We start from the raw sequence: 20410 nt of genomic DNA on the forward strand, positions 1-20410 counted from the left end.
GTTCCTGGTGCATGTGGCGGTGTTCCGCAAGAGGGCGGTCACCAGTAGTCGGGCAGGTGGTAACGGTGGGTGTTGGTGGCGTGCCACTCGTGGTTGCCGGACACCCAGGCGGCGAGCCCCCGGGCGTAGCGCTCCACCAGCGGCGAGGTGGCCGACAGCAGGGCCGACTCCTCCTCGAAGGCCGCCATGATCCGGTTGTGGATCTCGACGGACTCCAGATAGGCGGCCTTCAGCCCGCGCCGGTCGTTGGCGGCGACGACCTGCGGCAGGTTCAGGTGGTCGGGATCGCCGGCCAGTTCCTTGGTGAAGGAGTACAGGTCGTTGACGATCGTGGTGGCGTTGCAGGCGAGGGCGGTGATCCGCTGGATCTCGGGCCTGGCGTAGACCTGCTCGGGCAGCTCGTAGCCGTCCACGGCGTCCACGATCGACAGACAGGGCCGGAAGTTGTTGAACTGCCGCATCACCAGGTATTCCCAGACCCGTGGCTTGTACCGCGTCTCCGCCCAGGCGGCCTCCGCGAGGTAGCCGAGGTGCAGCCGGGCCATGTCCTGCACGAACCGGTCGGTCTGGCTGGGTGTGGCGAACCCGGCGAAGTCCTCCAGGGCGAAGTGGTACGAGCGCAGCGGACCGTCGGCCCGCATGCCCTGGCGCCACTCCTCCTCCAGCTCCGGAATGCCGTGGTAGGGATCGAGTGCCGACTGGGCCATGATCAGCCGGCCGGCGAGGCCACGGCGCACCCCGCCCCGGCCCTCGTCCTCCTCGCAGTAGCAGGAGTCGACGATGTTCTCGGCGAGCAGCAGTTTCCCGGCGGCCGTCAGCCGGTCCACGTCCAGCGCGCCCGGATGCTGCAGTACGACGGCCCGGCCGAACTGGAACCCGGAGAAGTCCCCCTTCCAGGCCTCCGGGAACAGATCCAGGCCACGGGCCCAGGTCTCCAGCCGCCGGTCGACCTCGGCGGCCTTCACCGGGTCGGCGGGCACGGCCGGCCGGTGGTGCAGTCCGGGGATCGCCCCGGTGCGGCGGGGTCTGCGCAGGCTCGCGGCGATGTCGGGCGGCCCCGGCAGCGTGTAGGAGGCGGCGGTGTTCATGGAGTGCTCGGATGTCATTCGGGGAACCGGCCGATCTGTACGTTCTCCAGGATCCCGGCCGCGTCCGGCACGAGGATCGCCAGCGAGTAGTAGGCGGTCACGAGGTAGCTGATGATCGCGGCCGCGTCGATGCCCATGAACCGGACGTTCAGGCCCGGCTGGTACTCCTCGGGGATGCCGGTCTGGTGGAGGCCGATCACGCCCTGGTCGGCCTCGCCGGTGCGCAGCGCGATGATGCTCGTAGTGTGGTCGTCACTGATCGGGATCTTGCTGCACGGAAAGATCGGCACCCCGCGCCACGCCGGCACCTCGTGGCCGTCGACGCTCGCGGTGCCGGGCACCAGGCCGCGCCGGTTGCACTGCCGGAAGAACGCCGCGATCGCCCTGGGATGGGCGAGGAACACCTTGGTCTTGCGCCGCATCGACAGCAGCTCGTCCATGTCGTCCGGCACCGGCGGGCCGGTGAAGGTGCTGATCCGCTGGCCGTAGTCGATGTTGTGCAGCAGTCCGAACTCCCGGTTGTTGACCAGTTCCCACTCCTGGCGCTCGCGGATCTCCTCGACCGTGAGCCGGAGTTGCTGCTGGGTCTGGTCCATCGGGTGGTTGTAGAGGTCGGCGACCCGGGTGTGCACCCGTAGCACGGTCTGGGTGAGGGACAACTCGTGCTCGCGCGGGGCGAGTTCGTAGTCCACGAAGCCGCCGGGCAGCGTGGGTTCGCCGACGTGGCCGGCCTGCACCGGCACCTCGGCCTCGCCCTTGCGGTTCATCGGCCTCCGCTGCCGTTCGACATAGGCCTGGAGGTGCGCGGCGAGGGAGGGGACGCGCTCGGTGAACTCCTGCACGACGGCCCACGGCAGCGCGAGCACCACCCCCGCCGTCTCGGCCCGCACCGAGGACAGCCACAGCGGATCTGACTGCCCGACCGCCTCGTCGCCCATCTGGTCGCCGTCGGTGACGACCCCGGTGATCTCCTCGTCGCCGTACTTGCCTGTGGTGTAGCGGGTGAACCGGCCGTGGGCGACCAGATAGGCCTCGGTCACCGGCTGACCGGCCTCGAACAGCACCTGCCCGGCACGCACCTCCCGGGGCTGGAAGCGGCCGGCGATCTCCCGCAGCACGTCGGTGTCGGGGTAGCCGCGCAGGATCGGCAGCTCGGTCAGCGTCTGAGGGATGACCCGGACGTCGTCGGCGCCGTTCTGCTCGAAGTGCACCCGGCCGCGCCCCGTGCGCAGCGTCAGACGGCGGTTGACCCGGTAGGTGCCGCCCTTGACGTCCACCCACGGCAGGGTCTTCAGCAGCCATCGTGAGGTGATGGCCTGCATCTGCGGTTCGGACTTGGTGGTCGTGGTGAGCTGGCGTGCCGCCCGGGTGCTCAGGCTGGTGAGCTGCCCGTCGGCCGCGGGGTCGGGGGCGGGTTCGTCGACGGCGGGACCGGCGGCGCTGTCCGGTGTGGTGGTCACATTCCCTCCAGCGGAGCTGTGTGCGAACAGGGGTGGCCGGATCGATGGGTGGTGAGCGTGGTGATCCTGCAGCCCGGGCCAAGCCAAACAGTCCTCGTGAGGTACCCGATACAGCGCGAAGGGGGCTGATCATGACACTCAGGAGCGTAAACCTGTTGATCGGGGCACGAACGGCAAACGGTATGCCCGGGCGCCGGTGCCCCGCGCCCTCGCGCGGGGTGCCCGTACGCGGTGTGCTGCGCCTCCCCGGTGCTCAGGACAGGTCGGCGTACAGGACGGCCGCCCCGTCGAACCGGCCGGCCTTGAGGTCGCGAAGCGCCTGGGGAGCGCGGGAGAGCGGATAGGCGTGCGTGGTCGCGCGGACGCCGTGCCGGGCGGCCAGGGCGAGGAACTCCCGGCCGTCGGCACGGGTGTTGGCGGTGACGCTGCGCAGCTCCTTCTCGTAGAACAGCTCGGTCGCGTAGTGCAGCGGCGGTACGTCGGTCAGGTGGATCCCGGCGAGGGCCAGCACGCCGCCCCGGTCGAGGGCGCGCAGCGCCACCGGGACCAGCTCGCCGGCCGGGGCGAACAGGATCGCCGCGTCCAGCGGCTCCGGCGGCGCCTCGTGCAGGTCCCGCGCGGAGGCCGCGCCCAGTTCCAGGGCCAGCCTGCGGGCGGCGGGCTCCCGGGTGATCACATGCACGGTGGCACCCTCGGCGAGCGCCACCTGCGCGCACAGATGGGCGCTGCCCCCGAACCCGTACAGGCCGAGCCGCCCGCCCTTGGGCAGTCCGGTCCGCCGCAGCGCACGGAACCCGATGATCCCGGCGCAGAGCAGCGGCGCCGCCGCCACATCGTCCAGGGCGCCGGGCAGCCTGTAGGCGAACGCCGCAGGCACGGTCGTGTACTCGGCGTATCCGCCGTCGGCGTCCCAGCCGGTGTACTCCGAGTACGGGCACAGGTTCTCGGCGCCCCGCGCGCAGTACGCGCACACCCCGTCGGTGCGCCGTAGCCAGGCCACGCCGACCCGGTCGCCCGTCGCGAAGTCCCGCACCGCGGCCCCGGCCCCCACGACCTCGCCGACCACCTCGTGCCCGGGGGTCACCCCGTCCCGGTGCACCGGCAGATCGCCCTCGGCGACATGCAGATCGGTCCGGCACACGCCGCAGGCCCGCACCCGCACCAGGAGCTCGTCCGCCCCGGGTACCGGCACGGGCCGCTCCACCAGCCGCAGCGGATGCCCCTCGACCGGCCCCGGCCGCACCACCGACCACGCCCGCATCGTGCCCGTCGTCATCGCACCGTCGCCTCCCCTCCCATTGTCCGGTCGGTTCCCCGGTTCGGCGCGCGGGCCGACGGCCGGATGGCTAGCGTGAGCTTCGGGACGCAAGCCTCGAAGGCGGGGGACCATCCGTACGGGACCGAAGACCAGGAGGGCCGCGAGCATGGCCGTGCAACCCGAGGGAACGCCCTGTTGGGCCGATGCGATGTTCAACGACGTCGAGGGAGCCAAGCGGTTCTACGGCGACGTCCTCGGCTGGACCTTCGGCGAGTCGTCGTCGGAGTACGGCAACTACACGCAGGCCTACGCGGACGGGAAGGCGGTGGCGGCCGTGGTCCCGCCCATGCCGGGCCAGGAGGGCCAGTCGCAGTGGTGCCTGTACTTCGCCTCACCGGACGCCGCCGCCACCGCCGAGAAGATCCGGGAGAACGGCGGTGAGGTGCTGATGGAGCCGATGCAGGTCGGCGACTTCGGCACGATGTGTCTGGCCCGCGAGCCCAGCGGGGCCGTCTTCGGCGTCTGGCAGGCCGGCAGCCACGAGGGCTTCGAGGCGACGGCGACCCCGGGCGCCTACTGCTGGGCCGAGGTCTTCACCCGCGAGCCCGAGAAGGCCGACACCTTCCTCTCCGCCGTCTTCCCGTACCGGATGAAGGACATCGTGGACGACGCGGTGGACTTCCGGATGTTCGACATCGACGAGGAGACCGTGCTCGGCCGGATGCGGATGACCGACGACTTCCCGCCCGAGGTGCCCTCGTACATCAACGTCTACTTCACCGTCGACGACTGCGACGCGGCCGTGGCCCGTGCCACCAAGCTCGGCGGCGTCCTCCGCTTCGGGCCGATGAGCAGCCCCTTCGGCCGGTTCGCGGCGCTCAGCGACCCGCAGGGCGCGAACTTCTCCGTGATCGACATCGCGACCACGGAGGGTGAGATGCCGAAGGTCAAGGACGTCTGACCCGTCCGTGACGGGGTCCGGCGCGGCCATGGCATGATCGTGCGTATGCGTGAACGTGTGGTGGCCGCGTGCGACGGGGCTTCGAAGGGAAACCCCGGACCGGCCGGATGGGCGTGGGTGGTCTCGGACGGCGACGAGCGGACCCCCGCCCGCTGGGAGGCCGGTCCGCTCGGCCGGGCCACCAACAACGTCGCCGAACTCACCGCCCTGGAGCGGCTGCTCACGGCCGTCGAGCCCGACGTGCCGCTGGAGATCCGCATGGACTCCCAGTACGCGATGAAGGCCGTCACCACCTGGCTGCCCGGCTGGAAGCGCAACGGCTGGAAGACCGCGGCCGGCAAGCCCGTCGCCAACCAGGACCTCGTCGTGCGCATCGACGCGCTCCTGGACGGCCGCACGGTCGAGTTCCGCTACGTCCCGGCCCACCAGATCGACGGCGACCCGCTGAACGACTTCGCCGACCGCGCCGCCAGCCAGGCCGCCTCCGTGCAGGAGGCGGCCGGCAGCGCGCTCGGCTCCCCGGCGCCGCCGCCCTCGCCCGACACCCCGAAGGCGGCCGCCCCGCGCGGCAAGGCGCCCCGCCGCACCGGCGGGGCAGCGTCCTCCCGCACCATCAAGGCGAAGTTCCCGGGCCGCTGCCTGTGCGGCCGCTCCTACGCGGCGGGCGAGTCCATCGCCAAGAACGCGCAGGGCTGGGGACACCCGGAGTGCCGCACCGCCGAGGCCTGATCACACCGGGTCCGCTCAGCTGTCGAAGGTGTAGTACCGCGTGTGGTCCAGCAGGTCCGCCGGACGCACGTCGTTCCACGGCTTCATCGTCTCGTCCAGGTCCACGACGTCCGGCGTGCCGCCGGCCGGTATGTACCCCGCGTCCGGGTGCCGCCGCTGCCACTCCGCCCACAGCTTGTCGACGTAGGCGTGGTGCAGCCAGAACACCGGGTCGTTGGGGGAGACCCCGGTGCCCATCTGCCCGCCGACCCAGACATGGACCCGGTTGTGCAGATTGACCCCGCGCCATCCCTCCAGGTTGTTGCGGAAGCCGTCCGAGGCGCTGTTGTACGGCGCCATGTCGTACGCCGGTATCGACAGCACCGACTCCACCTCCGCCGGGGTCGGCAGCTCGCGCACGGCCGTGCCGAGCGAGCGGCGCAGGAACGTACGGCCGTCGACGCGTATGGTCATCGGCCAGTTGCCGGTGGAGCCGGCGAACGGGCCGTCCATCACCCGGCCGTCCGTGCTGCGCCCGGTGCCGCCGAGGAAGTCCGGCGCCCACAGCGAGGCACGCACGGTGCGGTCGGTGCTCCAGTCCCAGTACGGCAGTGCGACCGAGGGGTCCACCGACTGCAGTGCCTGCTCGAAGTCGAGCAGGAATCTGCGGTGCCAGGGCAGGAACGACGGTGAGCGGTGGCCGGTCCGCTCGCCGGTGTCGGTGTCCGACATGATGAACGCGTTGTGCGTGCGGACGAACTCGTCGTAGCGCCCGTTGCGCTTGAGTTCGAGGACGGCGGACACGAACCGCTTCTTCTCGTCGGCGGTCAGGGTGGCCTGGTTCTTGCGTACGGTCATGGTGCGCGATGCTCCGGAAGGTCCTTGCGGGGGCGGTCAGTTGGCGGGGAAGGGCAGCAGCGGGGCGCCCTGCAGCTCGTCCACCGCGGCCCGGGCGGCGGCGCGCGGGGTGGGCACCGGGGCGTAGTGGCTGACGACGCTGATCCAGCTGCTGTCGGCGTTGCGCATCACGTGCAGCGGTACGCCGTCGATCAACACCTCGTAACCGCCGCCGTGTTCGTGGTGGTGGCCGCCGTGGCCCGTCGTCATCGGGCGGCCCTGTATCCGGCGGCCCTTGTAGACCTCGTCGAAGGTCTCCGGCATCGGCATGGGGTGGTCGTGGCCGGTGGCCGAGGCGGCGGGCGCCGCGAGGGTGGTCACGGTGGCCGTCACGGCGAGGGCCGCCGTCGCGGTGAGCGCGCGGCGCCGGGTGATGCCGGGCATACGGGTCCTCCTGGAGGGTGTTCCGGTGGGTGACGACGCATGCCTATCGGGGGCTCCGGTGCGGGAGGAAATCGCCCGGAACCGGTTGGCTGCGATCCGGACAATTGGCCACATGTCGTACGGCTTTGAATCAAGATGATCTTGCCGTGGCCGGGGGTGATGCGCCCCGGAACAAGGAATTCCTTGCCTTTCCGGCCCCGATTCCGCCGATCCTTGTCGTCCGCGGTCCGTCCGAGTGGCCCGGCTCACCACGCCAAACTGACGCGATCGGGCGGTCCGACCGCCCTGCTACCCTGCGTTGCCGTACGGCCACATCGGGTGACTGCCAGGGGTGTGCGTGTGAAGGTCGTCTGCGTCGGAGGCGGGCCCGCGGGTCTGTACCTCGCCATCCTGCTCAAGCGACAGAACCCGTCCCACGACATCACCGTCCACGAGCGCGACCCCGAGGGCTCGACCCACGGCTGGGGCGTGACGTACCGGCGCGCCCTCCTCGACAGGCTCCGGGAGCACGACCTCGCCTCGGCGCGGGCGATCGAGGACGCTTCCGTCCGCTGGAGCGACGAGGTCGCCCACGTGGGCGACCTGACGATCCGGCACCACGGCGACGAGGGCTTCGGCATCGGCCGCCACCGGCTGCTCGGCCTGCTCGCCGACCGGGCCCGCTTCCTCGGTGTCCGGCTGGAGTTCGCGAGCGGGATCACCGAACCGCCGGCCGGCGCGGACCTCGTCGTCGTGGCCGACGGGCCGCACAGCGCCCTGCGCACCCGTCATGCCGCGTCCTTCGGCACCCGGATCACCATGGGCCGCAACCCCTACGTCCGGCTCGGCACCAGCAAGGTCTTCGACGCCCTCACCTTCGCCTTCACCGAGACCGAGCACGGCTGGATCTGGGCCTGCGGACACGGCTGCAGCAGCGAGCACAGCACCTGTGTCGTCGAGTGCTCCCCGCAGACCTTCACCGGGCTCGGCCTGGACCGGGCGACGCAGGCGGACGGCCTCGCCCTGCTGGAGCGGCTCTTCGCCGGCGTCCTCGACGGCCACCCGCTCACCGGCCGCCCCGGCGCCGGCTGGCTGACCTTCCGCACCCTCACCAACCGCACCTGGCACCACGGCAATCTGGTGCTGCTCGGCGACGCCGCCCACACCACCCACTACTCCAGCGGCGCCGGCACCGCCCTCGCCCTGGAGGACGCCATGTGCCTCGCCCGCGCCCTGCACGAGCACAGTGACCTGAGCGACGCCCTCGCCGCCTACGAGCGCAGGCGCATGGCCGAGCTGCTGCCCGTACAGAGCGCGGCCCGCCACAGCGCCCAGTGGTACGAGAACCTGCCCCGCTACATCCACCTCCCCCCGCACCGGATGTTCGCCCTGCTCGGCCGGCGCCACTCGCCCCTGCTGCCGTACGTCCCGCCGCAGCTGTACTACGGCCTCGACAAGGCGGCCGGCCGGCTGGAGGCGCTGCACAGGGTCAAACGGTGGCTCGGCCCCGGGGCGGCGCGTACCCCGCACGCCCGGTCCTCCGCCCAGCGCGGCTAGTACCCCGCCTGGTTCCGCCGCACCCGCCACCGGTTCCCCCACCCCCCACACCCGAGGAGTCCCGTCCATGGCCGTACCCGTCACTTTCGACCACACCTCGACCGGCTACAGCCTGCAACGCGCCTACTGGCTGGCCCGCGCCGCCGACCTGGCCTACAAGGACCGCGCCGTCATCGAGGACCAGGCCGCCCGGTGGGGCTTCGACCAGGTGCGCCACCACGAGACCCGCTTCACCCCGCCCTTCCCGCTGCAGGACACCCAGGCGTACACCGTGGCCGGCGACCGGATGATCGTCACCGCGTTCCGCGGCACCGAACCCACCCAGATCAAGGACTGGCTCACCGACGCCACCACCCCGCCCCGCCCCGGACCCGGGGGCAACGGATACGTCCACCACGGATTCGCCGAGGCCCTGGAATCGGTCTACCCGGCCGTCCACCGGAGCCTCGCCGAACTGCGCACCGACGGCCAGACCGTGTACTTCACCGGGCACAGCCTGGGCGGCGCCCTGGCGATGCTGGCCGGCGCCCGGATGTATCTGGAGGACCCGCACCTGGCCGCCGACGGCGTGTACACCTACGGCCAGCCGCGCACCTGCGACCGGCTGCTCGCCGAGGCGTTCCACCAGGGATTCGGCGGCCGCATGTACCGCTTCGTCAACAACAACGACATCGTTCCCCAGCTGCCGCCCGAGCCGGCCTTCACCCACGTCCGCGCCCTGCGCTACATCGACTCGCACGGCCGGCTGCACGAGAGCATGCCGATGCTGTCCGCGCTCACCGACCGGGCGACCGGACTGACCGCCGACGCCTTCGCGCCCGCCTCCGACGGCATCCGCGACCACTTCATGCACAACTATCTGGCGGCCCTGGAGAAGAACCTCGACTGAGGTGCCCCGCGCCGGTACCGGGCGCGTCGGTGAATGGCCGTTCACTCGGTAGGGTGAACGGCCATTCACCGAGCAGCCGTGCAGTCCGCAGGGGCGCCGAATGGACCAGCCCGCCCCGATACCCCGGCCGCCCGGCCCGGTCCCAGCGCTCCCGTTGCGGGACCGGCTCGTCGTCCCCCTGCTGGCGTCGGGCGGCATCCTCATGGCGGTCATGCAGACCGTGGTCGTCCCCCTGCTGCCGGACCTGCCCCGGCTCACCGGCGCGTCCGCCGCCGCCGTCTCCTGGACGGTCACCGCGACTCTGCTCTCCGGCGCCGTCCTCACCCCGGTGCTCGGCCGGGCCGGCGACATGTACGGCAAGCGCCGGGTGCTCACCGGTGCGCTTGCCCTGAATGACGATCGGCTCCGTGCTGTGCGCCCTGTCCTCCGGCATCGGCGTCCTCATCGCAGCCCGCGCACTCCAGGGCGCCGCCGCCTCCGTCGTACCGCTGTCGATCAGCATCCTGCGCGACGAACTCCCGCCGGAGCGGCGGGGCTCGGCGGTGGCGCTGATGAGCTCCACCGTCGGCATCGGCGCCGCGCTCGGCCTGCCGCTCGCCGCGCTGGTCGTCCAGTACGCCGACTGGCACACCATGTTCTGGCTCACCAGCGCCCTGGGTGTGGTGGGCGTCGCGGCGACCTGGGGGGCGGTCAGGGAGTCGCCGGTGCGCGAGCCCGGCCGGTTCGACGTGCCCGGTGCGCCGGGGCTCGCCGCCGGGCTGGTGTGCCTGCTGCTGGGCGTCTCCCAGGGCGGCTCCTGGGGCTGGGGGAGCGCCCGGGTCCTCGGGCTGTTCCTCGGCGCCGCCGTCGTTCTCGGCCTGTGGTCGTGGCAGCAGCTGCGCACCGAACGGCCGCTGGTCGACCTGCGCTTGGTCGCCCGGCCGCGGGTGGGCCTGTCCCATGTGGCCGCCCTGCTGACCGGGTTCGCCTTCTACGCCAACTCGCTGGTCACCGCCCAGCGTGTCCAGGCGCCGAAGGCCACCGGCTACGGCCTCGGCCTGTCGATCGTCGCCACCGGTCTGTGTCTGCTGCCCGGCGGCGTGACCATGTTGCTCCTGTCGCCATGGTCGGCTCGCATCTCGGCCGCGCGCGGACCGCGGATCACCCTCGCTGGGCGCCGCCGTCATCGGCTGCGGCTACGGGGTCCGCATCGCCGACAGCCGCGACCTGTGGATGATCATCGTCGGAGCCACCGTGGTCTCGACGGGCACCACCCTCGCCTGCTCGGCGCTGCCGACCCCCATCCTGCGGGCCGTACCGGCCGGACAGACCGCCTCCGCCAACGGCGTCGACGTCCTCATGCGCACCATCGGCCAGGCCACCTCCAGCGCCGCCGTCGCCGCCGTCCTCGTGCACCACAGCAGCCCCGTCGGCGGCGTACCGGTCCCCACCCTGCACGGCTGTCTGCTCGAGTTCGCGATGGCGGGCGCCGTCGCCTTCGCCGCCTGGCGCCGTACCGGGACATCGCCGAAGCCATCGGCCGGCACCGGGACGTGCCCGTCACGGGATCGCTCCCCGGGGAGTTCGGTCGTGCCCCGGTGCCGGGTGACAGACTGGCGCCATGGACGAACGCGTGATCGGCAGGTCGGGGCAGTGGGCATCGGTGATCGGTCTCGGCACGTGGCAGCTGGGTGCCGACTGGGGTGAGGTGGACGACAAGGAGGCGCTGTCCGTCCTGGAGGCCGCGGCCGAGGCGGGCGTCACCTTCTTCGACACGGCCGACGTGTACGGCGACGGACGCAGCGAGGAGACCATCGGGTCCTTCCTGCGCGGCCGGCCCGATCTGCACGTCCTGGTGGCGACCAAGATGGGCCGCCGGGCCGAGCAGGTCCCCGAGAACTACGTCCTGGACAACTTCCGTACCTGGAACGACCGCTCCCGCCGCAACCTCGGCGTCGACCGCATCGACCTGGTGCAGCTGCACTGCCCGCCGACGCCCGTCTACTCCTCCGACGCGGTGTTCGACGCCCTGGACACCCTGGTCGAGGAGGAGCGCATCGCGGCGTACGGGGTGAGCGTGGAGACCTGCGCCCAGGCGCTGACCGCAATCGCCCGGCCGAACGTGGCGAGCGTGCAGATCATCCTCAACCCGTTCCGCATGAAGCCCCTGTACGAGGTGCTCCCCGCCGCCCGTGAGGCCGGCGTCGGCATCATCGCGCGCGTGCCCCTCGCCTCCGGCCTGCTGTCCGGCAAGTACACCAAGGACACGGTGTTCGCGGCCGACGACCACCGCACCTTCAACCGGCACGGCGAGGCCTTCGACCAGGGCGAGACCTTCTCCGGCGTCGACTACGAGACCGGTGTCGAGGCCGCCGCCGAGTTCGCCGCGCTCGCACCCGGGGGCTGCACCCCGGCCCAGCTGGCGCTGCGCTGGATCATCGAGCAGGACGGCGTGACCACGGTGATCCCGGGTGCCCGCAACCCGGAGCAGGCCCGCGCGAACGCGGCCGCCGCCAAGCTGCCGCCACTGCCGGAGGAGACGTTCACCGCGATCCGCGAGCTGTACGAGCGGCGGATCAGGGAACAGGTCGAGCACCGCTGGTAGGCACTCCTGCACCCACCGTTTGAACGAACGGCCGGGCGGTTACACGACACCGCATGACCGAGGAAGGACGGCGCAGGGGGCGCAACGAGACCGAGGAGGAGCGGGCCGACCGGATGTGGGTCGAGCTCATCCAGGAGGTCCGCGTCGCCCAGACGGGCGTACAGATCCTGTTCGGCTTCCTGCTGACCGTCGTCTTCCAGCCGAAGTACGGCACGCTGCCCCGCACCGACCAGGTCATCTACATCGTGACCGTCGTCCTGGGCGCCTGCACCACCGGGGCCCTGGTCGGGCCGGTCTCCCTGCACCGCCTGGTCTCCGGCCGCCGGGTCAAGCCGCGGGCGGTGCGGCTGGCGTCCCGGATGACCCTGGTGGGCCTGGTCCTGCTGCTCGCCACCATGACATCGGCTTTGCTGCTGATTCTCCGGGTGGCCACGCACGGCGGCTTTGTGCCGGGGCTGGTGGCAGCGGTCGTCGCCTGGTACCTGCTGTGGTGGCTCGGCCTGCCCCTGTGGGCCCGCCGGCACACGTCCCGGCCCGATGACGGGGACGTGCGCCCGCCCGGGTCCCCGGCCAGGAGCGGACGTACGGCCGGGTCATGATCTCCATGTTGTGCCCGGCCGGGTCGGCGAAGCAGGCGCCGCGGCCCCCGAAGAGCCGGTTGATCGTGCTGCGGCTGGATCGGCTCGTCGCGCTTCTCGTGGTAGTCGAGCGTCACGCCGCCCCCGAGGTCGACGGGCAGGAACGGCCCGAACGGGGCGCCCACTTCCAGGCCCAGGACGGCGGCGAGGAAATCCGCCGACAGCCGCGGGTCCGTGGCGAGGACGGCGGTGTGGTCGAGCCGGACGGCGCTCGTGGGGGCGTGCTGCGCGGTGGGCTGGATGGTCTGCATGGGCTTCAGGGGGTGTCTCCGGGCGTCGAGGTCCGTGGGAGGGCGGGCGCCCACGCGGGCGCCGGGCAGGAGCACTCGGAGACGGCGGCGGGCCTCGCGCTCACGCCGGGGCCGGGAACCTCACGCATGCGTGGCCCATGGCCGACCCGGCAGTCACCCGGGTGACCTTACTGATCACCTCGGGCCGGGGCAACGGCCCGAGCTCTTCAGCCCGCGGACAGGATCTCGGCCAACAGCGCGTCGACCGGGGCGCGTTCGCGACCCGGCGGCACGATCCGGTGGGTCTGCCGCAGGAACGCGGCGACCGCCGGCGCCCAGGCGAACACCACCGCGTGCTGCCGGCCGCCGTCCGGGCGGAGGTCCCCGAGGAACTCCATCCGCAGCTCGTGCCACGCACCGGTCGCGGCCGGCCGCAGCCGTACGTCCCCCACGCCGACGGGGCGTGCCAGACCTTCGGAGAGCATCTCCCGGTCCAGCCGCCAGCACGCCAGCACCCGGCCGTCGTGGCCGAAGACGGCGGTGACGGCGAACGGGTCGTCGGCGCGGTAACTGAGATGGGCCAGCACGGGGCACCGGCCGGTGCCTTCCGAGCGGAGCTCCACCACCAGGGTCTTGTGCACGAACGCGGTCACGCGAGGGCCTCCGGCGACGATCGGCTCAGGGCCCTCTAGTACCCCCGTGACGCCCGGGATGCTCAACTCCGCGACGAATTCCCGCCGGCCCCGCGCAGCGCGGCCAGGCAGCCGCCGATGGCCTGCTGGAGTTCCTCCAGGCGCCGGACCATGTCGTCCTCGTAGTACTCCTGGGCGTCGTCGAAGGTCAGCTCCTCGAACGCCCTGGTCGCCTTCTGCAGGCTGCTGTAGAACTTCGTCCGCCGCTCCTGGACGCGCAGTTCGGGATCGGCCTCGACCGCCTGGGCGACGAGCGACTTCATGGTGCCGTACGCCTCGGTGGCCCACTCGCCGGTGTCCTCGCCGTCCTCCAGCTCGTCGATCAGCGACAGATGGCGCTCGGCCTCCTCGCGCAGCTCGGCCGGGGCGTCGACGGTCTGCCCGGCCGGGGTCCTGATCTGCCCGGACTCGGCGATCTGCCGGACGTACCCGATCCGGTCGGCGGCCCGGGTCTCGGTCGCGACGGCCTTCTTCAGGTCGTCGGTCCGTACGACGTCACGCGCCAGCTCCGCCTGCAGCTCGGGGTCCTCCCGCAGCCGGTCCAGCAGGGCGGACCGGGCCGCGCGGGCGGTGGAGGGGTCGGCGAGGATGGCGGCGCGCAGGGCGGTCGGGTTCTCGGCGACCTCCAGCGCCTTGGTGGGGCGGATGCCCTCGGCCTCGGCGGCCTCGGCGATCGCGGTGCCGCGCTCGGAGGTCGCGCTGTTGCGGGAGACGTAGTAGCTCAGCCACACGTCCGCGTCCGGCAGTTCGACCTCCTGGCCCGGCTGCAGCGCCTCGAAGTGCGGCACGAGCCCGTCGTCGGCGGCCCGGTCCCAGGCCTTGTAGTAGCGCATGACGCGCTCCGGTGAGCAGCCGGCCAGCTGTGCGAACTCCTTCGCGGACACCTTCGGCGTCTCACCGGCGGCCTGCCCGCCCGGCCGCACACTGCGGGCCACCATCAGCGCGAAGGCCCAGCTTCCGGTGCGCGCGTAGCCGCCGAACTCACGGGCGTCGCGCGCCACCAGGTCGGACAGCGGCGCCGCGGCCGGGGCGGGCGTCTCGGACGGGTCGATGACCAGGGTCACGGATGACTCTCCTGCGGGAATGCTCAAGGGACCGCACCCGGGAGCGGGCGCAGACGGGAAAGCCTATATCGACGCATTGGCCATGCTTTGGCGGAACGGTTGCGGCCCGGGTCCGGGCTGTCAGCCGAAGGCCTCCCGCAGCGCGGGCAGCAGGGTCTTCGCCGACCAGTCCAGGTACTGCGCCTGCGCGTCGCCGCCGATCTGCACGAGCGCGATCTCCCCGAACCCGGCTTCGGCGTACGGCCGTACGGCCTCGACGAAGGCGTCGGGGTCGTCGCCGCACGGGACGGAGGCGGCGACGTCGTCCTCGTCCACGAACCGGGTCGCCGACTCGAAGGAGTCCGGGTGCGGCAGTTCGGCGTTCACCTTCCAGCCGAGCCCGAACCAGCGGAACTGGGAGTGGGCGCGCTTGACCGCCGTGTCCCGGTCGGGGTCGTAGCACACCGGCAGCTGCCCCACCCGGGGTTTGCCGCTGCCGCCGTGCCGGTCGAAGGCCGCCAGCAGCCCCGGCTCCGGTTCGGTCGCGATGACCAGGTCGGCGAGGTGCCCGGCGAGCCGGCACGACTGGTCGCCGGAAACGGCGATCCCGATCGGCGGGGGCTCGTCCGGCAGATCCCACAGCCGGGCCGAGTCCACGTCGTAGTGCGGCCCGTGGTGGGTGACATGGCCGCCCTCGAACAGCGCGCGGATGATCCCCACGGCCTCCTCGAGCATCTCGTGGCGCACGTCCACCGGAGGCCATCCGCCGCCCACCACATGCTCGTTCAGGTTCTCGCCGGCGCCCAGCCCGAGCCGGAACCTGCCCTGGGACAGCAGCTGCACGGTGGCCGCCTTCTGCGCCACGATCGCCGGGTGGTAGCGCAGGATGGGACAGGTCACATAGGTCATCAGCGGAATCCGCGAGGTGGCCTGGGCGGCGGCGCCCAGCACGCTCCACGCGTACGAGGAGTGGCCCTGCGAGCGCAGCCACGGAAAGTAGTGGTCGGAGATCACCGAGAAGTCGAACCCGGTCTCCTCGGCCCGGACCACGTGGTCCACGAGATCCCGGGGCCCTGCCTGCTCGGTCATCATCGTGTATCCGATTCGCACCATACATGGCGAGTCCCCGGGGTCGCGGCTCGAAAACGAACCACGGGCGCCGGTCAGTCCCGCGGCACCCGGAACGTCTGCAGGAACGTCCTCAGCGCCAGCCGGTTCGCGGCGTCGTCCCAGGTCGCGGCCGGGGTCGTGAAGCGCAGGGAGAAGGCGTCGCCGCCGCCGGTCAGGAAGCCGCGCCCGAAGGTGTGCACGCGCTCGTCCCCCGTCCCGGCCAGCCACTCCAGGTCGGCGGCCCTGTCCCCCTGGTAGGTGGTGGCCCGGACGGTGCCGACGCGGTGGTAGCCGGGCAGGCGCTGCAGGCCGGGTTCGACGTCCTCCTGCCAGACGGCCACGGGATCCGGGCCGACGTGCTCGCTGTGCGTGACGGCGAGGGTGGGGGAGGCGCCGTCCCGGCCGAAGACGACGCGGTAGGCGTCGGAGACGCGGGAGGTGGCCAGCCGCTTCCAGCCGTCCGGCAGGGCGACGGAGAAGCCCTCCGGGGCGGCGTAACGGTGGTAGCCGGCCGGCAGGGCGGGTGCGGCACTCGCGGTCGGGGTGGGGGAGGCGGGCCCGGTGCCTGCGGTGTGGCGGGCGGGCGGGCCGGCCGAGGTGGTGGGGCGGGCCGGTGTCTGCGCGCCGCCGACGCCCGGCAGCTGGTGGGTCGCGGCCAGGACGGCGGCGGCGACGGTGACCACGGCCAGCGCGGTACCGGCCGCCAGGAGCCATCTGCCCGGCTCCCGCCCGGCGAGGCGGACACCGGCGTAGGCGCCGCGCAGCCGGGGCACGGGGGCCGGCTCCCGGTCGGCGTCGGCGTCCCCGTCGAGGGTCCGGACCAGGGCCTCCCGGACCACCGGCCGGGTCAGCCGCTCCCGTGAGTTCTTCCGCAGCAGCCCCTGCACGGCCTGGGTGAGCGGGCCGGCTCGCAACGGGGTGCGCAGCGGCAGCCGGTCCACGGCCTTCAGGGTGGCGTCGGGCCGGCCGCGGTCGCGGAACGGCGGCCGGCCCTCCACCATCGTGTACAGCAGCGCACCCAGCGCCCACAGGTCGGCGGCCGGTCCGATGCGCTCGTCGCGGGCCTGCTCGGGCGAGGCGTACGACGGCGCCGTGAGCCGTGGCACCAGGGTCGCGCCGGCCAGCCCGAACCCGGTGACGACGACCGGACCGCTGTCCCGCACGAAGACCTGACCGGGGCTCAGCTCGCCGTGCGTGATGCCCCCGTCGTGCGCGGCCTGCAGCACATCGAGCACTTCCAGGCCGACCCGGGCCGCACGGGCGACGTTGAACGCGCCCTCGCGGCCGAGGAGTTCGTCGAGGGGGGTGCCGTCGATCCACTCGGTGACCGTCCACAGGGTGCCGGCCTCCACCACGGCGTCGACGACCGTGGCGACCTGGCCGGGGCACAGCAGCCGCATGGTCTCCGAGGTCCTGACGACACGGGCCGTGACCCGGCGCGCGCTGTCGTCACCGGCGGGCTCCGGCAGGGTGGTCTGGGCCACCAGCCGGGGCTGCTCCGCCGAAACGTCCTCGGCGTACCACCACAGGCGGTTCGTCTCGCGGCCGAAGACCTCCAGGAGCCGGTATCGTCCGGCGACCAACTCGTGTGCGGAGACGTGCGCCTTGGTCATGGTCATCCCTCGCTGAAACCCCTGTTTCGTGTCCTACAGAGGTACGCGGGGCGTGCCGGGGTGCGTTCAAAGAATCGCGAGTCCGGTGCCGTTCCTGCCTTTCATTCAATTCTTCGAAAGGGCTTTCGAGTTTACGTTGTCCGCACCCGGCGGGTGTTCGACCTGCGGGTAACCGAGGGTAAATGCCCGGGTGCGGCGCCGACTCACAGCAGCCCGAACCGCTCGGCCCAGCCGGTCAGTTCCCGTGGTGTCGTGTTGCCGCCGCACACCACGAGTCCGATCCGGGCGCCGTCGCCCACCCGGGCCGCCACCTCGCGGGCCGCCGGCAGCAGACAGCCCGCGGCCGGTTCGGCCCAGACCTTGGCGTGGTCGGCGAGGTCCAGCGAGCCCTGCACCGCGTCCCGGTCCGGCACCACCAGCACCTCCTCGACCAGCGCGGAGACATGGTCGTACGTCAACTGGGACACGGAGGGTGCGCTGAGCGTGGTGACCAGGGACGACAGGGGCACCGGCACCGGTCCGCCCGCCTTCAGCGCGCCCGACATGGCCTCGGCGCCCTCGGTCTCCACGCCCCAGACGCGCACCCCGGGACGCCGGGCGGAGAGGGCTGCCGCGACCCCGGCGATCAGCCCGCCACCGCCGATGCTGACCACGACGTCCGTCAGGTCGTCCGCCGCGTCCTCGGCCAACTCCAGCCCGACCGTGCCCTGTCCGGCGATCACCACCGGGTCGTCGAACGGGTGGACCAGCGTCAGCCCCTCGTCCCTGAGCCGCGTCACCAGCGCGAAGGCGCTGTCCATGCCGTCGGTCAGCCGCAGCTGCGCACCCGCCTGCCCGGCGAGCGCGAGGGAACGCGCGGGCGCGGTACGCGGCATGACCACGGTGGCCTTCACATCGAGGGCCGCAGCCATCACCGCGAGGGCGATCCCGTGGTTGCCGCCGCTGACCGCGACCACACCCGCCGCCCGCTCGGCCTCGCTCAGCGACAGCAGCTTCGCCGTCGCCCCGCGGGCCTTGAACGAACCCGTGCGCTGGAGCAGTTCGAGCTTGGCGGTGACCGGGACGCCGAGCAGCTCGCTCAGGCCCGGACTCGGCACGGTCGGCGTCCGCACGACATGCCCGGCGATCCGCTCCGCCGCGGCTTCGATCTCCTTGATGCCGATCAAGGTGCTTCACCCTTCCGGCGCGGGGTTGTCAGCCGCGCCGTTCGCACCCTGACCCGTGCGGACTTCCGAGGTCAACTCGGTTTCACCGACCGCTTACGACTCGCGGCCCACCAGGAAGTCCAGCAGCCGGAACAGGTCGCCTGCCGCCTCGGCGGCCAGCGGTGCCTCCGAGAGCAGCGCCCGAGCGGCTGCCGTGTGCGCACGGGCCTCGGCCAGCGCCGCCGTACGGCCACCCGCCGCCTCGATCAGCGCGGCGGCCTCCGCGGCCCGTCCCGGCGAGTCGAGCAGTCCGGGCAGCTCGCGGGCCGCCGGGGAGCCGAGCGCGGCCAGCACCGGATACGTCTTCTTGCGCTGCCGCAGATCGCCGCCCACGGGCTTGCCGGTGGCGGCCGGGTCGCCCCAGATGCCCAGCACGTCGTCGACCAGCTGGAAGGCGACGCCCAGATGCCGCCCGGCCCGGTCCAGCGCGTCGGCCGTGGCCCCGCCCGCCCCGCCGAGCACGGCGCCCAGCGCGGCGGCACAGCCCAGCAGTGCGCCGGTCTTGCCCTCCGCCATCGACCGGTACTCCTCGGGCGTGACCCGCTCCGGGCCGGTCCAGGGCCGGGTCGCGAACAGCAGGTCGTCGGCCTGCCCGCGCACCAGGTCGGCGAGGGCCGCCGACAGCAGCCGTACGGTGCCGGCCGCCCGCGGCGCGGTCGCGAGGGTCTCCACCGCCAGCGCGAACAGGGCGTCCCCGGCGAGCACCGCCGGGCCCGTGCCGTAGGCCTTCCACACGGCGGGGCGGCGGCGCCTGGTCGCGTCGCCGTCCATGATGTCGTCGTGCAGCAGCGAGAAGGCGTGCACCAGCTCCACCGCGACCGCGGCCGGGACACCGGCCCGCCCGTCGGCGCCCGCCGCCTCGGCGCCGAGCACCGCCAGCGCCTGCCGTACGCCCTTGCCGCCCGGCGCGGCGGCGGGCGCCCCGCCGACCTCGCACCAGCCGAAGGAGTACCCCGCCATCTCGGCCACCCACGGATGCAGCCGGCCCACCGCCCCGCGCAGCGCCGGGTCCGTCAACTCACGGCAGCGAAGGAGAACTTCGGGCGCGGACAGCGGCGCCTGTACGGCGGTCACCGGGCGACCCCCGCCGCCTCGAGACCGAACTCCTCCTGGGCCCGGGCCACCATCTCGCGGGCATGCTTGAGGCCACTCCGCTCCAACGTCCGTGCCAGGTCGGCGAGTTCGGCCGCGGTCTCGGCGCGGTCCCGGCCCAGCTGAGCCAGCGACTTGGCCAGGCCCAGCCGGGCCAGTGCCTCGCCGCGCGGCTCGCTCATCGCCCGGAACTCCTCCAGCGCCAGCTCGTACAGATCCCGCGCCTCGCTGTGACGCCCGGCCCGGTACAGGACGTTGCCGCGCATCTTGTGGTTGTAGGCGAGTGCGCTGGAGAGGTTCATCGCCCGGCAGCCGGCCTCCGCGGTCGACAGCAGCTCCAGTGCCCGCTCGGTGTCCTTGTCGCGCACCGAGAGGATGTCGGCGAGTCCGCGCAGCGCCCAGGCGTGCCCGCGCCGGTCCTCCGCCCGCTCGGCTATGTCCGCCGCCTCCTCGAACAGCGCGTACGCCCGGTCGTGGTCGCCGGTGTTGCGGTGCATCTGGGCGATGCCCTCCAGCGCCCACACCGTGTGCCGGGCCTCACCGCGCCGGCGTGCCTCGGCCAGCAGCTGCTCGTGCAGCCGGCCGACCGCCGCGTAGTCGCCCTGGATACGGCCGGTCTCCGCGAGACCGGCCAGTGAGTAGCCCCGGCAGACGACGTCACCGCCGCGCTCGCCGAGTTCGGCCGCGAGCCCGAGCAGCCGCCAGGCCAGCGGGAAGGCCCCGCGCTGCCGGGCGAGGGTGCCGCCGCTCCACAGCGCCCATGCCATCGCGGCGGTGTCGCCGGCCGCGCGGGCGGCGCGGTAACTCGCCATCCAGGCCCGGTCCGCGTCCGCCGTGTGGCCGAGCCGCCGGTGCGCCTCGGCGACGGCGAGCCCGCAGCGGGCCGCCTCGGCGCCGCGCCCGGACCGCTCGGCCTCGCGCAGCTTCTCGGTGCCCTGCGCCAGCACATCGACCAGCGAGGAGTTCACGGACAGGGTGGTCAGGGCGCCCTGGTACTCCGGGGCGAAAGCCTTGCCGTACAT

At 72.8% G+C, this 20410-nt stretch carries 18 protein-coding genes and 2 pseudogenes; 7 read left to right on the top strand and 13 right to left on the bottom strand.

The features are described 5' to 3' along the window. Nucleotides 1-38: 38 nt before the first annotated feature. The 3 genes from ABT288_RS07270 to ABT288_RS07280 all read right to left on the bottom strand — a co-directional run bounded on the left by ABT288_RS07270 (nt 39) and on the right by ABT288_RS07280 (nt 3809). Nucleotides 39-1106 (bottom strand): family 2 encapsulin nanocompartment cargo protein terpene cyclase, encoded by a 1068-nt coding sequence (locus tag ABT288_RS07270; RefSeq protein ID WP_351603686.1) that lies wholly within the window; start codon nt 1104-1106, stop codon nt 39-41. Beyond that, entirely contained in the window at nt 1103-2548 is a 1446-nt protein-coding gene (locus ABT288_RS07275; RefSeq protein ID WP_351603688.1) for a family 2B encapsulin nanocompartment shell protein, read from the bottom strand. Before ABT288_RS07275 ends, ABT288_RS07270 begins: the two co-directional genes overlap by 4 nt. A gap of 253 nt (nt 2549-2801) precedes the next feature. Next, complete coding sequence (locus ABT288_RS07280; RefSeq protein WP_351603778.1) at nt 2802-3809, bottom strand: zinc-binding alcohol dehydrogenase family protein; 1008 nt, start codon at nt 3807-3809, stop codon at nt 2802-2804. 163 nt (nt 3810-3972) lie between these two features. On the opposite strand from ABT288_RS07280, the gene ABT288_RS07285 reads away from it, so the two are divergent. Both ABT288_RS07285 and ABT288_RS07290 read left to right on the top strand, forming a co-directional pair. Then, the gene (locus tag ABT288_RS07285; RefSeq protein ID WP_351603690.1) at nt 3973-4767 is read left to right on the top strand and encodes a VOC family protein; all 795 of its coding nucleotides are present in this window, start codon (nt 3973-3975) and stop codon (nt 4765-4767) included. Nucleotides 4768-4800: 33 nt separating this feature from the next. After that, entirely contained in the window at nt 4801-5496 is a 696-nt protein-coding gene (locus ABT288_RS07290) for a ribonuclease H family protein (RefSeq protein WP_351603692.1), read from the top strand. A 15-nt stretch (nt 5497-5511) separates the two neighbouring features. Here ABT288_RS07290 and melC2 read toward each other — a convergent pair whose 3' ends face one another. After that, nucleotides 5512-6333 (bottom strand): tyrosinase MelC2, encoded by an 822-nt coding sequence (gene melC2 / locus ABT288_RS07295; protein WP_351603694.1) that lies wholly within the window; start codon nt 6331-6333, stop codon nt 5512-5514. 36 nt (nt 6334-6369) lie between these two features. Beyond that, nucleotides 6370-6756: an apotyrosinase chaperone MelC1 gene (gene melC1 / locus ABT288_RS07300; protein ID WP_351603696.1), complete on the bottom strand. Its 387-nt coding sequence runs from the start codon at nt 6754-6756 to the stop codon at nt 6370-6372. Nucleotides 6757-7089: 333 nt separating this feature from the next. Between melC1 and ABT288_RS07305 the strand changes: the two genes are divergently transcribed. The 5 genes and pseudogenes from ABT288_RS07305 (at nt 7090) to ABT288_RS07325 (ending at nt 12364) form a co-directional block, all read left to right on the top strand. Beyond that, complete coding sequence (locus ABT288_RS07305) at nt 7090-8292, top strand: FAD-dependent monooxygenase (protein WP_351603780.1); 1203 nt, start codon at nt 7090-7092, stop codon at nt 8290-8292. Nucleotides 8293-8359: 67 nt separating this feature from the next. Continuing rightward, nucleotides 8360-9181: a lipase family protein gene (locus tag ABT288_RS07310; RefSeq protein ID WP_351603698.1), complete on the top strand. Its 822-nt coding sequence runs from the start codon at nt 8360-8362 to the stop codon at nt 9179-9181. A 100-nt stretch (nt 9182-9281) separates the two neighbouring features. Next, nucleotides 9282-10867 (top strand): annotated as a pseudogene (locus ABT288_RS07315) (MFS transporter). After that, nucleotides 10782-11765 carry an aldo/keto reductase gene (locus tag ABT288_RS07320; RefSeq protein ID WP_351603700.1) on the top strand — a complete coding sequence of 328 codons (984 nt, stop codon included), beginning with the start codon at nt 10782-10784 and terminating at the stop codon, nt 11763-11765. The pseudogene ABT288_RS07315 and the gene ABT288_RS07320 overlap by 86 nt, the downstream one beginning before the upstream one ends. Nucleotides 11766-11818: 53 nt before the next feature. Then, nucleotides 11819-12364 carry a DUF6328 family protein gene (locus ABT288_RS07325; protein ID WP_351603702.1) on the top strand — a complete coding sequence of 182 codons (546 nt, stop codon included), beginning with the start codon at nt 11819-11821 and terminating at the stop codon, nt 12362-12364. On the opposite strand, the pseudogene ABT288_RS07330 reads toward ABT288_RS07325, so the two are convergent. The 8 genes and pseudogenes from ABT288_RS07330 to ABT288_RS07365 all read right to left on the bottom strand — a co-directional run. Then, nucleotides 12342-12654 (bottom strand): annotated as a pseudogene (locus ABT288_RS07330) (VOC family protein); the annotation flags it as partial. The gene ABT288_RS07325 and the pseudogene ABT288_RS07330 overlap by 23 nt on opposite strands. A gap of 206 nt (nt 12655-12860) precedes the next feature. Continuing rightward, nucleotides 12861-13286: an SsgA family sporulation/cell division regulator gene (locus ABT288_RS07335; protein WP_351603703.1), complete on the bottom strand. Its 426-nt coding sequence runs from the start codon at nt 13284-13286 to the stop codon at nt 12861-12863. Between the two features lie 62 nt (nt 13287-13348). Then, nucleotides 13349-14389 carry a hypothetical protein gene (locus ABT288_RS07340; protein WP_351603705.1) on the bottom strand — a complete coding sequence of 347 codons (1041 nt, stop codon included), beginning with the start codon at nt 14387-14389 and terminating at the stop codon, nt 13349-13351. 120 nt (nt 14390-14509) lie between these two features. After that, the gene (locus ABT288_RS07345; protein ID WP_351603707.1) at nt 14510-15481 is read right to left on the bottom strand and encodes an LLM class F420-dependent oxidoreductase; all 972 of its coding nucleotides are present in this window, start codon (nt 15479-15481) and stop codon (nt 14510-14512) included. Nucleotides 15482-15531: 50 nt separating this feature from the next. Continuing rightward, nucleotides 15532-17097: a serine/threonine protein kinase gene (locus tag ABT288_RS07350; RefSeq protein ID WP_351603709.1), complete on the bottom strand. Its 1566-nt coding sequence runs from the start codon at nt 17095-17097 to the stop codon at nt 15532-15534. A 197-nt stretch (nt 17098-17294) separates the two neighbouring features. Next, a complete protein-coding gene (locus ABT288_RS07355) occupies nt 17295-18257 on the bottom strand; it encodes a threonine/serine dehydratase family protein (RefSeq protein WP_351603711.1) in 963 nt (320 codons plus the stop codon). A 93-nt stretch (nt 18258-18350) separates the two neighbouring features. Next, on the bottom strand, nt 18351-19370 hold the full coding sequence (locus tag ABT288_RS07360) for a polyprenyl synthetase family protein (RefSeq protein ID WP_351603712.1): 1020 nt from the start codon (nt 19368-19370) through the stop codon (nt 18351-18353). Then, nucleotides 19367-20410 carry a tetratricopeptide repeat protein gene (locus tag ABT288_RS07365; protein ID WP_351603713.1) on the bottom strand — a complete coding sequence of 348 codons (1044 nt, stop codon included), beginning with the start codon at nt 20408-20410 and terminating at the stop codon, nt 19367-19369. The genes ABT288_RS07360 and ABT288_RS07365 overlap by 4 nt, the downstream gene beginning before the upstream one ends.

The sequence above is a fragment of the Streptomyces sp. NPDC001093 genome (genome assembly GCF_040298985.1).
Lineage (GTDB): Bacteria > Actinomycetota > Actinomycetes > Streptomycetales > Streptomycetaceae > Streptomyces.

Coding starts and splice junctions, on each gene's coding strand:
- ABT288_RS07270 (WP_351603686.1), bottom strand. CDS start 1,106: ATGACATCCGAGCACTCCATGAACACCGCCGCCTCCTACACGCTGCCG.
- ABT288_RS07280 (WP_351603778.1), bottom strand. CDS start 3,809: ATGCGGGCGTGGTCGGTGGTGCGGCCGGGGCCGGTCGAGGGGCATCCG.
- ABT288_RS07285 (WP_351603690.1), top strand. CDS start 3,973: ATGGCCGTGCAACCCGAGGGAACGCCCTGTTGGGCCGATGCGATGTTC.
- ABT288_RS07290 (WP_351603692.1), top strand. CDS start 4,801: ATGATCGTGCGTATGCGTGAACGTGTGGTGGCCGCGTGCGACGGGGCT.
- melC2 (WP_351603694.1), bottom strand. CDS start 6,333: ATGACCGTACGCAAGAACCAGGCCACCCTGACCGCCGACGAGAAGAAG.
- melC1 (WP_351603696.1), bottom strand. CDS start 6,756: ATGCCCGGCATCACCCGGCGCCGCGCGCTCACCGCGACGGCGGCCCTC.
- ABT288_RS07310 (WP_351603698.1), top strand. CDS start 8,360: ATGGCCGTACCCGTCACTTTCGACCACACCTCGACCGGCTACAGCCTG.
- ABT288_RS07320 (WP_351603700.1), top strand. CDS start 10,782: ATGGACGAACGCGTGATCGGCAGGTCGGGGCAGTGGGCATCGGTGATC.
- ABT288_RS07325 (WP_351603702.1), top strand. CDS start 11,819: ATGACCGAGGAAGGACGGCGCAGGGGGCGCAACGAGACCGAGGAGGAG.
- ABT288_RS07345 (WP_351603707.1), bottom strand. CDS start 15,481: ATGGTGCGAATCGGATACACGATGATGACCGAGCAGGCAGGGCCCCGG.
- ABT288_RS07350 (WP_351603709.1), bottom strand. CDS start 17,097: ATGACCATGACCAAGGCGCACGTCTCCGCACACGAGTTGGTCGCCGGA.
- ABT288_RS07365 (WP_351603713.1), bottom strand. CDS start 20,410: ATGTACGGCAAGGCTTTCGCCCCGGAGTACCAGGGCGCCCTGACCACC.